A 13,762-nucleotide genomic window follows, 5' to 3' on the forward strand; every position below is an offset into this window, starting at 1 on the left:
TCTCAAGTTCCCTGTTTTGTTACGCCACACATCATCAGCGACCCACTGGGGGAAAACTATCCCTTCAGGGGGCAAGTTTCTCCCTTTTTCGTTTTTATTCATCCGGAAATTAGGAGAAAGACATCATGACTGCATCCAATGCGGGTTTTTTCAATCTACACATCAATGGCCTGGGCTACCTCAACAACATTCGTGACATTGAGGGGCGCAACAGTGGTTCCATGCTGTGCTGCACGCTCAATGCCCTCAGCGGCCCGACGGACAAACCGGAATACACGCGTTTTGACATTGTGGTGACGGGCAAAGAAGCCAAAGACCTGGTGAAACGTTGCCGCAAAGCGGTGGCGGAGAACAAGAAGGTGCTGATGGGTTTTCGCCTGAGCAACCTGAACCACGACATTTTCACCCTGACCAAAGGTGATCATGCAGGTGAACAGCGTGTGTCGCTCAAGGCCCGTCTGATCAAGGTGGACTGGATAAAAGTCGGCACTGAGATGGTTTACCAGTCTGAGAAGACGACAGAATCGGCATCGACACCGGTCCCGGCTGAAGAGACACCCCAACCGGCTCAATCCTGGTCTGCCGATCAGTTCTGAATCGCCTTCTTTATTTCACCTTGTTTCACTTTGACACTTCCCCCGGGAGCACTTTCCCGGTGGGGCGTGCTCTCCAGACAATCTATGGAGTTCTATCATGGCATCACGCGGCGTCAACAAAGTCATTTTAGTGGGTAATCTGGGTCAGGATCCGGATGTACGGTATATGCCGAACGGGGGGGCGGTGGCAACCTTGTCACTGGCCACCTCGGAGTCCTGGCGTGACAAAGCCACCGGTGAGCAGAAAGAGTGCACCGAATGGCACCGGGTGGTCATCTTCGGCAAGCTGGCTGAAGTGGCGGGCGAATACTTGCGCAAAGGCTCTCAAATCTACATTGAGGGCCAGTTACGGACCCGGAAGTGGCAGGATCAGTCCGGTCAGGATCGTTACACCACCGAAGTCAATGTCGGGCAGAGTGGGACGATGCAGATGCTGGGTAGCCGGCCACAGAACAGCAGTGGTGCGGGAACGAACGCCCCGCAGGGCGGTTGGGGGCAACCTCAGCAGCCGACACACAGCGGGCAACCGCCACAGCAGTCTGCCGGCAATGAACCGCCGATGGATTTTGACGACGACATCCCGTTCGCTCCGCGGGGCCACGGTGTCGCACGACATTGTCTCTACGCGACGTCCTGAGGTGCTGTCTATGGCTGAAGGCTATCTGGCGTTGACACAGTGCGGTAAGACATTGCCGCTCCAGGTGCTCCGCAGTCGCAACGGATTTTATCTCGGCACGACGGAGGACGGCATGCCTTTTTCACGCGAGTCACAGGAATACTGGCGCTCGCGTGGTGAAGCAGACAAGGCTTTACTTGCGGGAACGTGGCATCAGCGACGGTTTTGATAGCCGGGTTGATTCTTCCTTTGCAATCTGTATTTTTTTCACCCCTGGCGCCGGTTTTACTGGCGCTTGTACAGCCGCTCACGAATGACAGATCTTATCCTGATTAATCCGGGCTCGCTGTTTTATTACCTTACTGTATTCACCCTGAAGGGAACCTGCCTTCAGGCGGGTTCTCTTTCTCATGTTGGAGAACCATGATGAAAACCACATTTCGCCCTGCACGTCTTCCTTTTTTGTCACACCTGATGCTGGCCTGGCATTTGAGACACCACTGGCAACTAAAACACGCATTCCCAGGCTGTTACTGGACTGTCCGCTGGGCTGGGCACCACATCATGGCAGCAGGGCGTGTCTGTTGGACTGAACTGATGCCTGCGCTGTACCTGATGTGCCGCTTACCCCTGAGAGTGTGCCAATACTGGCGTGCCCTGATGACGTTTGTGGCAAAACATACCCCTCGTCGCCATTCTCACGCGGTCTCAAACCGAGGGGGTGATACCGATGGGAGGTCTTGACGAAACCAGGCCCGGGCGATCGAGGCTCTGATCCCCGGGGTCTGATGCAATCCCTACTGCTTTAAAAGGCCGCCTGGCGGCCTGAACCCTTCTTTTTAAACCCAACAGGGGGCATGCCCCCCCTCGGGGAGGATGCCTGCCAGGAGTGTTCCCCATGTCTTTATCGTTAATCGATTTTTATATTGCCCACCGTTTTAGCGCCCTCGGGCTTGAGCTGGACAGCGAGGAAATCGACTGGTCGTTCTCCGACAGTCTGCGCGACTACGTGAATACCCGTATTCTTTTTCGTGCACCACGGTTGCTGTCGGTGTTGGCCCGGTTGCTGGAAACGCTGGCAGAAAAGCCGGGTAACCAGGAGAAATGCCGCAAAAGTGATCGTTATCTCCGGCTCTGGATCAGCGGTTTTGACGCGCTGTATCAACAGGAGCAGAATGCGGCATGCCTGCCGTTCACCCACCCGGCCAGCAGCGGGCGTTTTGATATGCTGATGCAACCCGAACCCCAGGCGCTATTGTCGCTGGACGAAGAGGTCTACCTGAAGGCCACGGGGCAGCACCGGTTACCGCCTGCCGAGCAACTCAGCCTGGAGGCCTTTGCCGCCACGGTGCCTTACTGGACGCGGTTTATGGACTACCTGGCCAAACAGATGGCCGATATTTGCCAGGCCTGTTTTGTGCGGCTCAGTGATTTTAGGCTGAAAAGTCATGTTGGATCCGATTGGGTTCGAACGTTCACCGTTCCATTGGGGCGTATTGAGGTGATTTGTCACTCCCAGGCGTTGGGCGACCTTGATGTGGATGAGTTCGACCCGGATTACCTGGCCTTGTACGTTGATCAGGTTGCTGACGGGCTGTTTACGCCCGTGATGCTGGAAGCCCGGGTGGTGTTCAACAACGGGGTGATACTGAAAACCTTTACTGCCGATATGGAAGTGGACAACGTGCAGGCCATCGTCAGCCGTGACTATGGCGACGTTGTCCGTGACGCCATCGTCTGGGTACGCGAGCAGTTTAACGCGGTACCGACCGCGAATGTTATCGCACTGCCCCAGACCAAACATTTGGAGACGCAGGCAGCCTGACGTGAAACCGATGCCTTTATGAAAACCCCATTCCTGTAACAGGGCGGGGTTTTTTATGTTGCAGGGAAGGACAGAAAATATTTTAAGCCTGGGTAGGATAAACACTTCCCCAGAAGGTTCTGCTGTATTTGCAAGGATTCTAACAGAACCCACCTTTACTTCTTTTCGGTAAAAATCGTAATTTTTTCCAATAGATAGGCAGACAAGACCGAGTAGTGGGGGACACATGAATGCCACACTGCCAGACAGAACTGGGCACGCTACCGTGTGCGCATATTGTTTTCATCAGGGAGGACGAGCATGTCATACCACGTACAGGACTGGATAAGGAACTTCGTTGAGGAGTGAACGATCCATTCTCCTATATTACAGCAGGTTATATCCGTAGGCTAGGTTGTTCCATACGCTGCGGGTGCTTCCAGTTTATGCCTTCCAGCAGCATGGAGAGCTGGGCGGGTGTCAGATGAACTTTTCCATCGCGGGTCACAGGCCTGACGAAGCGCCCACGCTCCAGCCGTTTGATGAACAGGCACAGGCCGTCAGCATCAGCCCACAGGACTTTAATCATGTCACCCCGGCGCCCACACTATTATGAACAAACAACCCAACCGGACTGAGTTATGCCGAACATAGTGGAAAAGTGAAAAACACCGTCTTCATGATGAATTACGCCTGATTGACACTAGTCACGGTAAAGTTGAATTATCCATCTTCGAAGAAAGTCAATCAGAGACCGCTTGGAAAACGGATCCCAAGTACAGAGAACGGAAAGGGTGATCCCGCTGTGGATACCCCCCGTTAGAGAAAGTGGGCACCCATCAGGTCGCATCACTAACGATCGCCAGCGTGGCTCACTGTTCGCTTATGTATTCTGGGGAATATGACTCTGTATACAAATTCAATCCCATGTATATTCCTTACACTCCAAACGGAATTCATTCATTAACTCTCTTGTAATAAAAGTTAAAGGTCGTTCAGAAGAATAGATCAGGCTAAACTCAGCATCCGGAATACTCTCTTTTACAGGGATGGTACAAAGGTATTGTGCGAAAAATGTTGAATGAAGAATTGGTCTAGCACTGATAGTAAGATAATCCTCCTTAATCGCCATTTGGAACGCTGCGGTGCCAGTCCCCCGCATGATCGATTTATGTTTATAATTTTGACCAAACATCATTAATTCGAATCGATTGTAGTGACCCATTGTGGTCACAGGCAAATACCAATCAGCATCTTGTAAATCCTCTAATGAGGTACAATCCGCTAATGGATGCCCTTTACGAGCACATACAGCATACGGTGCAGTGAATAATGATTCCTGCACCAAACCACTAAGATATTCTGACGGGATGTGTGCACCTATTGCAAAATCCAACTTGCCGCTTCGTAGTAATGGTAATAATTCGGATATTTGTCCCTCCATATTAGTAAAGTTTGATCTGGGATATTTCTTTTTAAATCTTTTTAGGACATTAGGGAGTATGGTTAAAATAGGTACTACTGATAATCCAACAACCACGGCTCCTGATGCAGATTGATTGAAGTGCTCAAGCTCATCCAAAGCACGCTCTAACTCATTGAATATCAACTCAAGGCGCGAATTAAATAATTGCCCCGCCTTAGTAGGTATAACACCGGCGCTACCTCTTGTCACCAATGCCGTATCTAATAGTTGCTCTAATTCTTGCAAACTGCGTGTGACCCCTGGTTGTGATTGAGCAAGTGCCTTGGCTGCAGCGCGAATGCTACCGTGTAGGATCACCGCCTGAAATGCTTGAAGTTGCTGTAGCTTTGGTAAGTATCTCATAATACCTCAACTAATTTACACCTATTACTGCCCCACTGCTTAACCTATTTTTAGCGTACTGCCTCGAACTTAGAATCAACGCAGTATTGAATTAAAATTTTTATCTTTATGGTGATACCTAATTAGCTCTATCAACATCATGTGATTTAAAAATTTTATGATGGCATGCCATCCGCCAGTGAGAGAGTTTTTCCTATATATCATCCAGTAAACGTTTTCATCCGCTCAATTGGCGTAACCGCCACAGCCTCTGTGGTTCCCAAACTAACGAGTCTTTACTGACTTCATTGGCAATTTTAAAACGTGGCTTCAGAAATTCACATGCTTAAACTAAACACATTTCATCAAGATAACGTGATTTCTCACAGCTACCGAGTCTTTCTGTAAGACTAAAGAAAGATCACATACTCCTGTTTAGTATAGCATCGTTTTCGGAGTAAGTTACGAAACATTACAATATGAATTTGATGTAATAATACAATCTACTGATGATATGCTATTTATTCGGATTAACTTGGATACAGGCAAAGTACTAATATACTTTCCAACTTGATTACTTTCCGTAATGAGTGATTCTAATTCACCACTCATTATTTTTTTACTATGATCGTTTATCATAAGTGGTTGTAATGAACGAATTCCTAATTTTATCAATGCCGAGCGTTTATAGTGACTAATAGTCTTGGGGCTGAGTTGCAAATCACGAGCAATACTCGTTGAGCTTTGCCCTTCTAATAAGCGCCGCAATACGTTCATTTCTCGTAAAGAAAGTGAACGCTCCGTATTATGGTTAGATGTATCCAGTTCCATACAAGGCTGAAAAAAATTCAATAACTGATTCTGTAGTATTTCCAGTGAAGCAGAAACATCCAAAACAGCCTTGGTATTCTTAAGCCCCAAAAGATAGCGAGTCATTCCCCCAATAAACATCACATCGACAATCAGCAACACCTTAGAATTGGGATGGTACCGCAATATGTCTTCACCGAGCAGCCGCAAGGTATAAGTCGGTTTTTTCACCAGACTGCTTAACGTTAATACCATTATATCCACAACTGGAAATGCCTTTAAATAGCCACCACAACGTTCAAGGTCGCTGATACTCGCAATAACATCACAACTTTTCGAAAACTCTGAATGATGAAAAAGCCCCTCAATACCCATCCGTGTATAGTGGCATGGGCACTGAATGATTATCTTATTTTTAACCACAACCGCCCCCAAAAGAGACAAAGGTTTTCAACTAAACCAATACCATTTATGCCTTGGGAATAACCACAAAACTCAACGTATCGGAATGCATACCAACACTGGTAGAGCCATTCCTGAACAGGCTGATTTTCGGTGTCCAACACATTTCACTCCGTTTATCGACACTGCTGGCGGCTTGCGACAGGTTAATATATTTTGTTGTCGCTGAGGGAAAATCATAGTTACTACCTGTCACACCATCATTACTGGTGAGTTGCAGATGATAAAATAACGAACTGCTTCCACCCTGCATGGTAAACAGATTACGCCCACTCTGGGTGCTGGAACTGTTGGTGACTGCCAAAGCATAGGTGTTCTTTTTTATGCCATTAGTCACATAGCTCATACACAGGTTGTTATTGGCGATGTTCTTTATCGTGGCGATATGGCCATTCCCGGCCGCAGACACATCCGGTACATCGGCCACATCGGCCGACTCCAACTGCCAGACTGCTGATTTCAGCGTAAATGCGGGCTCTGGTGTTTCCAACTCATCGATAGGTGGCAACATTGGCGGTTGACCTCCCAATACACAGGAACCTGGCGTCACCCAAACAATTGTTACAGTCCCCGAGCCAGTAACCAGGGAATTATAATGTCTAACCAGAAGGGCTGGGTAACCATTATTTGCCGCCGTACTGAATTCAACCGAAACATTTGTAGACGTGCCAATAACGGCAGAATCATTTCTACCTTTAATCGATATTAAATTTGGCGATATAATTGATGTGGTATAAGTTGAGCTTAAAACAAGGTTTTCCCAGCCAGCTACGGCAGCAAAAGCATTCGCTATAGGTTTTCCGGCTGCATTACGCGTAGGAAGCGCCATGGAGAACCAGTTCTCACTTGAGTCTGCACAGGTAGAGCAAGCACTGACCACAAACCTGAATGAAGCTTTCCATTTACTAGGCCCAATATTGACAATATCGCAACTGGTAATATTTCCTAAATATTGATAGGCGAATGCAGGAGTAGTAAATATAATCAGACTGCTGATTATTATTCGAAACAGGTTTTTCATTATCTTTATCTTCATTTTATTTCTCATTCTTTTAGAGAACACCGAGATGTTATTTCTTACGGGGTCCAACCACTATGTTGAGCCGCTGCCTTACACTTTCACTTCAAACATCAGTACCAGTTGGCCCACATAATTCCCCGATATCGTGCCCAGCACCCCCAGCGGTTGCCGTGCCAACACCGAGAGCAGATAACTGCCCATTGAGGTATCCCCCACCACTGCCGGATTGCTAAAATCCACCGGTGCGGTACCCAGAGCCAGCAAGCTCCCCGCATCGCGGCCAAACGCCACCTCCTCGGTGGTGAACGCCAATCCCGGTTGAGTTTCATGGGTCAGCACCAGCGGATTCATCAGCGAGACTCGGAAGTCGCGCTCATTACGTATTTTCACCTCAATCGGCACCTGCGCCCGATAGCGCGTGATATCACTGCCCGCGCTGTTGCTCAGCGTCACGGTGTCGTACCAGCCACCCCCCGGCTTCTCCACCGTAATTTTCGGCAGATTGGTCAGGGTCACTGCCACCGGTACGCCACCCAGTGTCGTCTCCGCCGCCTGCACCATACTTCCCGCCAGTAGCAGCCATGCCGCCATCACCTGTTGCCATCCCTTCATGGTCATCTTCCCTTGGTTATCTGCTTTTCTCTACCGCATTGCAGGTTGAACGACTTGCCTTCCGCCTGGCCCATCAGCTGTTGTGCCGCTATTTGCCGGGGTGTACCTGGATAGACATTAAAATCATCGGCTATCTGGCCATTCTGTTTCAGCTCGCTGAACTCCACCCGTACTGTGCCGGTGGCTTCCAGTTGCAAACCCTCGGTTGTGCAGCGGTGTTGCCAGGTAGCAGTTTGGGTTGCAGGCAATTGACGTATCAGCCCCTTGAACCCCAGGTTGACCAGCATCACGTTGTCCTGCGTTCCCTGAATACGGGCGTTCTGTTGCGGTATCACCGCCAGCCGGTAGACCTTTTCCTGTTCAGGGATGTTCAGCGCTTTCAACTGCACCGGCTTTTGCTGCCGTGGCCCCAGCGACAGCTTGAACGGCGTCGCATACAGGTAAGGATCTTTCACTATCCCCAGCGGTATCAGTTGTTCCTCTTCCGGCGGTACGCCAGGATTAGCGACCTGAAACAGCGTAATTTCGACAAACTCCGGTGTATCCCCGGTATTGCTCACTTGCACAGTGGTGTGCTCACTATCCATTGCCATGATTTTCGGGCTGATATCAATCAGCGCCTTTGCCGCTCCCCAGGGGAGGGTGCACAGTAACAGCCCCGCAACCTTACGGGCAGCGCACGTCAAACGGCTTGCCATCGGCATTTCCTTTCAATTGGGTTACCGGGAACACACGCGGCGTACCGGGGAACACTTTCTGCTCGCCAGACACACTGCCTGTCGGTGTACCCTGCAATGCGCCGAAGAGGGAATGGACGTTCCCGCTGGCGGTCAGTTGTACCCCACCCGCGCTGCATTGGTGCGTCCAACCGCGGGTCTGGGCACCACTCGGTGGCAGGTGATGCACCAGCACGCCATAGGCCACACCAAAGGTTAGCGGCGCACTGATTTTGTCTTTGCTCTCTTCCCCTATCACTTTGATGCTGGAGACGGGTACGATATACAGTCGGTAAAGGGTTTCGCGCGCGGGGGACTTCAGCGCCACCAGGCTGATATCACGCTTTTGCCCCGGCCCCAGCGTCAGTTTGGCCGGGCTCACCATCATCTCCGGCAGGGTAATGTCACCCATCGCCGTTTTGCGCTCTGGGTTTTCACCCGGGTTATCAAGGCGCATCAGGTCAACCTTCAGATACAGGGGTTTGTCACCCAGGTTGCTAACCTGTACGGTGCGCGTCTGCTCCCCTTCCACGGTGCTGCGTGCTGGCATCACCATTAACTGACCATCGGCCTGCACCAGGCTGCTCACCATCAGCAGGCTGCTCAGCAGAGGAAGGCACAGCATGTTCATTATCGGTTTCATACGGTTACTCACGTTAAATCTGTCCTGTTCTAGGCGGCGCGCTTCAGCCCGCGACGCACATATAGCGTTTATCTTTCGGTTGTGTCAGGTCACAGCGATACTGCCCCTGTTTGCTGGTGACGGTAATGTGGGTAATCAGGGTCGATGAGGCCACCGAGAACAGGCCGTTCGGGTAGACCGTATCGCCCGTCTCGTTCACCGTGCCGCTCACAGGTACGCCGCGGTTGTCCACCAGGAAACCGTTGTACAGCAGGTTCATCTCCACCTCAGCCCGCACCGGATACACCTGCCCTGGATGGGCGCGCACCACGTTGGCCGGCAGGCGGATATTCATGTCCATCCCCGCATCCACCGTTTGTGCACGGGCAAAGGTTACGTCCTGATAGCTCGCCAGCGGCACCGCATAGGTGCTGCCACCTGCTACCGGATGGCCCTCTACCCTGAAGCCATATTTCGCCTCGCCCAGCTTCGGCGTGGTCACCAGCATTGCCGCCCCGCTCGGGCTGGTGCGCCCCAGCGCAATGCCGTCGCGGCTGGCGGCCAGCATGCCGTTGTAGTTGAAGCTGCCGCTGGTGATATGGTCATCTACCCCAACACGCACCGAGGCATCTCCACGGGTGCCGCTGCGCCGGGCGTTCAGGCCCACTGCATTGCTACGGCCGATTTCGCTGAAGTCCACGCTGGCATAGGTGGTGCCGGTGCTGTCTTCAAACTCGCGGGTGTAGCTGCCGCCGGTATGCAGCTTGCCGTTGTTGTAGGCGGCGTTCAGCGTGCCGGTATTACGGTCAAGCATGATGGTGGTGTTCAGGTACAACCCGTAATTGTTGCTGCTGTCGTTATACCCGCCTTTCTGTAACCCGGCAGAAATCACCGCCCACACCCCGTTACCGCGCCAGTTCCAGGTACTCTGCAGCTGGTGGCGCTCGCTACGGGCATAGCGGCTGTAGTTGTAGCCCAGCCGGGTTGGCCCGAACTGGCGGCTGTAGCCGAACGCAGTGCTGTTGCTGGCCGGATAGAACTCAGACACCGCGGTGTTCTGGTACTGCGAGGCGGTCAGGTAACCCAGTTGCTGATTACCAGCGTTCAGGCTGGCATAGCCCCCGGTCGTCTTCTCACCGGCCATCACGCCCAGCGTCGGGGTGATGTCCACGTCTGCTACTTGCATTGGGCGGGTGATGTTGTGCTCCATCGCCCAGGCGCTGCCGGTACCCTTGAGCAAGGCACTGCTCAAGGCAAACCAGTTGGTCTGGACGCTGGCCCCGGTGCTGAGGACATGCTTCTCGGTATCCAGTTCTTTACCCAGGGTGAGATACCAGCCGCTGCCCCCGCCGTAGCTGAGGTTGGCAATCTGCTGGTTCTCGGTGCTGACCACTTGCCCACTGCGGTTGACCAGACGGATTTCCACGCTGTAGAACCCGCCGGGGAGCTGGCTGTAATCAATCTCGTTACGGCCAATCACCGCCGGGAGGCGGCGGATAAGGCGGCCATCACGGTAGAATTCATAGTCACCGTCGGCGGTGGCGAACAGCACCATTCTGCCGGCGGACTGGCTGTCGCGTTTCAGGTTGTCCTGGCTACCCAAGGTGACAAACTGGTCAAAGCTGGGGTTGAGCGAGGTGCTGACGCTGCCGGCGGCAAGGTCACGGCTGTCCTGGCGGCCGCTACGCAGGTAGGTGGTGGCAAAGTTCTTTTGCAGATACCAGGTACTGACCCCCTGGTCGGTGGTGCGGGTGTCGAAGTTCTTGCTGTCGTTATAGAACCAGTTGAGGTAGGCGTAGCTTTGCGCCGGCAACCCCAGATACCCCTGCCCGGAGGCGGAGACAGCCTGGTATTCGTTGGAGGCGGTGCGCACGTCCAGGGACTGGTTGTGGATGAAGCCCATCATGGTTTCGGGCTGCACGTAACGCTTCTTGCCGTCGGTGATAGTGAGCGACTGCCTGACCTTGTCCAGCGAGACGGTTTGACCATTGACGGTATAATCACAGCCATTGGGGCAGACCGCATAAGGGATCTGGGTCAGTACCTTGTTGAGTAGGTCAATCTGCTCGGGCAAGACACCGTTCTGGTGGAACAGGGCTTCATCAAAGGTCAGGCGGTTTTTCTGGGCAGACCAGTTGATGGGGCCAGGGAGCGGTTTGCTGTCGAGCGTGGCCAGAAACTGCATGGAATGATCCTGCTCGGTCTCGGAAAAACCGGCAGGAACTTGGTATTCGATCTGAGCATTATTTGCATATGTTGCTATCGAGGGTGTCAATAACAATAAGCCGGTTGCCCATCCTGGGATAACGTTGGCCATGAGAGTCCGCTTCCAATTAGTAGAGTAAAAATACTGCCAATAACGTATTAATTATTAATTAGCGTAGAGGAAATAATAATTAATCCGTTATTACTGCCTTTCTCTTAACAATGATGACAATAAGGAGCAGTGATATTCTATTTGTTTAAGTTAAATAGAACGCAGATACGGCGTAGAGCAAGCAATAGGGTTATAAAATATAACCCTATTATTTATCAGATTACATAAACGTTAAAAAACGTATTACTGCGCAGTCTTATGGCTTTGGTTCGAACAACATAACCAGCTCACCCTGGTATGCGCCGTTCGTGGTTGTGCCAGCAGCAATGTTGGTTGGTGCTTTGGCATTGATTTTCAGGGTATAGGTGTTGTCGTAGCCACCTGGTGCAACTGAAGTCTGGATGACTTTCAATGCAGTCCCTTGCACCACTGGCTTGCCCGCGAAGCTGATAGCAACGTCAGACAGTTGCGCACCGTCAGCACGATTCACGGTCAGTGGTTGAACCAAAGACACGTTCACTTCGTTATCCGTGGTGTAAACACGCACTGGCAGATCGTTGGAAGTGAATTCAGTTTGAGTGTAGTCCTTGGCGAACAATTCTTCTTTGTCGTACCAGGTGCTACCGTCTGGCTTGGAAACAAAAATGGCATCATTGATATTGGCAACGATAGTGATTTCTTTTTTCACGCCTTCAGCGGCGTGCGCCATACCGGTAGACAAAATAGCAGCAGCGACAACAGACAGAAGAATCTTTTTCATTATTACTTTCCTTTGGTTAAATTAACATAACGCCTTTTTATTAAGACGTATTGTTGTGTTTCCGTTCAATAACTGATATTGCAGGTAATAACTCTTCAACAAATGGTTACTAGCAATATTGCTCGTTTACTTGAGTATCATTAATTAATGATATAGTCGTGTAATATTGAAAAGCGCCAAGAAGTCACTTATGCGTTTTCAATGTTCAGCACTATAAGATTTATCCTTACTTGAAGGAAGATGCTTTTTATCTATACCGTATACACTTTTGTTATCGCACCAATAAAATCATACTGATGATTTGCGAAATGAGCTGATAAATACAGTTTTTTGTTGTTGGAATAATATGTCCAATACGTTAGCCGTAGTGAATACCCCACGGTTGTAGGAGGCCAATCTTCTCGCATGAACGGAGTAGCATCCGCTAATGCGTTAGCGGAATGATCTTACCCGCGTAGTAGTGACAGAAAAGGGAAGATATGTAACAAGCTTGAACAGGCTGATTGAGCCGATTATCAAAATCAGCCAACGCTGGCGACAGATGCAACTAGGTCGTTGGCACATGACAGCCACGATCCACACATCCTTTCGACCAATCGCTTGCACGACGGATATGGCCAATGCCGGGATTCAAATCTTTCGACGAGCCTAGACATTCCTGGTCCGCATCGAACTGAGCCAGATGATACGAAAAGGACAACTTCACCATCTTACTGGTGACAGATTGTCATCGGCAGAGTAATTTTATCTTTTGACAGCCTAAACAATAGGCGTCCCTGTTTTTTCGCCTTCTCTGCGTTAATACGATGCAACAGATAGAGATGCCTCGGTAAACCAGAAAAGAATCACAACGCGGACAATGGACGTTAACAATTCAACCAATTAAAAACGTTATACCCACCTGCACCTTAATGTCGCAGAGCCTGGTTTAATTACTCCACGCTCCTTGCGTATTGTCAGGGTAGAGTTAAGCTTATAGTGAAAGGAAATGCGATTGCCTAATAATTGGAGGGTAATGACTCCAGTTAGTAAAATATGTGTTTTTCAATGAAGTTACTAATGACTTTTGATGTCGTAAGCCTATCAGAGCGACATAAGTATGGCTGACTAGCGAAGACGTTATTCGCTTTGGTGCGAGTTTTTAAAGTACGGGTAACTCTGCTTATACCAATTTTCAGCGTTATTGCCGTATCGCGAATACCAGCCCCGCTGAAGACCATATCAACGATATTCTCTTTAATACTGGCCATGAACACACCTCTAACACCCTGATTATACATCAGACTCAAACAACTAGAGATATCACCAGTAAGTAGAAGATATTGTGTTTGGTGGGATAGTGGGTTCCATCTTCATAAAGGAAAACGTTAAATATGAACAAAGTTTATCGCGTTATATGGAGTACTACATTACAGGTTTGGGCAGTAGTAAGTGAACTGGTCAGTGCACATAAAAAATCTGTTGTAGCGGGTTCTAATCAATTGCAGACGCGAGTTACGAAAACAAGAGTGAAGACCGAAAGACCATTATTATCACCGTTAGCATTATCACTGAGTTGTACTTTTTTGTTGGCTGGAGGGGGGCAGGCTTTAGCTGTTGATATAATTTCAGGTGGCGGA

At 50.2% G+C, this 13,762-nt stretch carries 12 protein-coding genes and 3 pseudogenes; 5 read left to right on the plus strand and 10 right to left on the minus strand.

The window, feature by feature from the left end:
- Positions 1-125: 125 nt before the first annotated feature.
- The 4 genes from Z042_RS08355 to Z042_RS08365 all read left to right on the plus strand — a co-directional run bounded on the left by Z042_RS08355 (position 126) and on the right by Z042_RS08365 (position 3,037).
- Positions 126-596 carry an STY4534 family ICE replication protein gene (locus Z042_RS08355; RefSeq protein WP_024914124.1) on the plus strand — a complete coding sequence of 157 codons (471 nt, stop codon included), beginning with the start codon at positions 126-128 and terminating at the stop codon, positions 594-596.
- A 97-nt stretch (positions 597-693) separates the two neighbouring features.
- Complete coding sequence (locus tag Z042_RS08360) at positions 694-1,233, plus strand: single-stranded DNA-binding protein (RefSeq protein WP_024914125.1); 540 nt, start codon at positions 694-696, stop codon at positions 1,231-1,233.
- Between the two features lie 10 nt (positions 1,234-1,243).
- On the plus strand, positions 1,244-1,441 hold the full coding sequence (locus Z042_RS24895) for a hypothetical protein (protein ID WP_025297179.1): 198 nt from the start codon (positions 1,244-1,246) through the stop codon (positions 1,439-1,441).
- 669 nt (positions 1,442-2,110) lie between these two features.
- Positions 2,111-3,037, plus strand: coding sequence for a hypothetical protein (locus tag Z042_RS08365; RefSeq protein ID WP_024914126.1), 927 nt, complete (start codon positions 2,111-2,113; stop codon positions 3,035-3,037).
- Between the two features lie 376 nt (positions 3,038-3,413).
- On the opposite strand, the pseudogene tnpB reads toward Z042_RS08365, so the two are convergent.
- The 10 genes and pseudogenes from tnpB to Z042_RS26840 all read right to left on the minus strand — a co-directional run.
- A pseudogene (gene tnpB / locus Z042_RS08370) lies at positions 3,414-3,620 on the minus strand (IS66 family insertion sequence element accessory protein TnpB); the annotation flags it as partial.
- A 315-nt stretch (positions 3,621-3,935) separates the two neighbouring features.
- Positions 3,936-4,844, minus strand: coding sequence for a LysR substrate-binding domain-containing protein (locus Z042_RS08375; RefSeq protein ID WP_024914128.1), 909 nt, complete (start codon positions 4,842-4,844; stop codon positions 3,936-3,938).
- A 441-nt stretch (positions 4,845-5,285) separates the two neighbouring features.
- A complete protein-coding gene (locus Z042_RS24900; RefSeq protein ID WP_154666908.1) occupies positions 5,286-6,056 on the minus strand; it encodes a helix-turn-helix transcriptional regulator in 771 nt (256 codons plus the stop codon).
- 46 nt (positions 6,057-6,102) lie between these two features.
- Positions 6,103-7,116: a hypothetical protein gene (locus Z042_RS25910; RefSeq protein ID WP_154666911.1), complete on the minus strand. Its 1,014-nt coding sequence runs from the start codon at positions 7,114-7,116 to the stop codon at positions 6,103-6,105.
- Between the two features lie 90 nt (positions 7,117-7,206).
- Entirely contained in the window at positions 7,207-7,728 is a 522-nt protein-coding gene (locus tag Z042_RS08385) for a hypothetical protein (RefSeq protein ID WP_037407352.1), read from the minus strand.
- Positions 7,729-7,730: 2 nt separating this feature from the next.
- A complete protein-coding gene (locus tag Z042_RS08390) occupies positions 7,731-8,426 on the minus strand; it encodes a fimbrial biogenesis chaperone (RefSeq protein ID WP_024914131.1) in 696 nt (231 codons plus the stop codon).
- The gene (locus tag Z042_RS08395) at positions 8,395-9,069 is read right to left on the minus strand and encodes a pilus assembly protein (protein ID WP_037407420.1); all 675 of its coding nucleotides are present in this window, start codon (positions 9,067-9,069) and stop codon (positions 8,395-8,397) included. The genes Z042_RS08390 and Z042_RS08395 overlap by 32 nt, the downstream gene beginning before the upstream one ends.
- Before the next feature lie 61 nt (positions 9,070-9,130).
- Entirely contained in the window at positions 9,131-11,383 is a 2,253-nt protein-coding gene (locus tag Z042_RS08400; protein ID WP_024914133.1) for a TcfC E-set like domain-containing protein, read from the minus strand.
- 256 nt (positions 11,384-11,639) lie between these two features.
- On the minus strand, positions 11,640-12,143 hold the full coding sequence (locus Z042_RS08405; RefSeq protein ID WP_024914134.1) for a CS1 type fimbrial major subunit: 504 nt from the start codon (positions 12,141-12,143) through the stop codon (positions 11,640-11,642).
- Positions 12,144-13,224: 1,081 nt separating this feature from the next.
- Positions 13,225-13,384: pseudogene (locus Z042_RS26840) on the minus strand (IS1-like element transposase); the annotation flags it as partial.
- 132 nt (positions 13,385-13,516) lie between these two features.
- On the opposite strand from Z042_RS26840, the pseudogene Z042_RS26845 reads away from it, so the two are divergent.
- Positions 13,517-13,570, plus strand: a pseudogene (locus Z042_RS26845) (ESPR-type extended signal peptide-containing protein); the annotation flags it as partial.
- Between the last annotated feature and the right edge of the window lie 192 nt (positions 13,571-13,762).

It is taken from the genome of Chania multitudinisentens RB-25, assembly GCF_000520015.2.
Taxonomy (GTDB): domain Bacteria; phylum Pseudomonadota; class Gammaproteobacteria; order Enterobacterales; family Enterobacteriaceae; genus Chania; species Chania multitudinisentens.

Coding starts and splice junctions, on each gene's coding strand:
- Z042_RS08390 (WP_024914131.1), bottom strand. CDS start 8,426: ATGGCAAGCCGTTTGACGTGCGCTGCCCGTAAGGTTGCGGGGCTGTTA.
- Z042_RS08355 (WP_024914124.1), top strand. CDS start 126: ATGACTGCATCCAATGCGGGTTTTTTCAATCTACACATCAATGGCCTG.
- Z042_RS08400 (WP_024914133.1), bottom strand. CDS start 11,383: ATGGCCAACGTTATCCCAGGATGGGCAACCGGCTTATTGTTATTGACA.
- Z042_RS08365 (WP_024914126.1), top strand. CDS start 2,111: ATGTCTTTATCGTTAATCGATTTTTATATTGCCCACCGTTTTAGCGCC.
- Z042_RS08405 (WP_024914134.1), bottom strand. CDS start 12,143: ATGAAAAAGATTCTTCTGTCTGTTGTCGCTGCTGCTATTTTGTCTACC.
- Z042_RS08360 (WP_024914125.1), top strand. CDS start 694: ATGGCATCACGCGGCGTCAACAAAGTCATTTTAGTGGGTAATCTGGGT.
- Z042_RS08395 (WP_037407420.1), bottom strand. CDS start 9,069: ATGCTGTGCCTTCCTCTGCTGAGCAGCCTGCTGATGGTGAGCAGCCTG.
- Z042_RS08375 (WP_024914128.1), bottom strand. CDS start 4,844: ATGAGATACTTACCAAAGCTACAGCAACTTCAAGCATTTCAGGCGGTG.
- Z042_RS08385 (WP_037407352.1), bottom strand. CDS start 7,728: ATGAAGGGATGGCAACAGGTGATGGCGGCATGGCTGCTACTGGCGGGA.
- Z042_RS24895 (WP_025297179.1), top strand. CDS start 1,244: ATGGCTGAAGGCTATCTGGCGTTGACACAGTGCGGTAAGACATTGCCG.
- Z042_RS25910 (WP_154666911.1), bottom strand. CDS start 7,116: ATGAAAAACCTGTTTCGAATAATAATCAGCAGTCTGATTATATTTACT.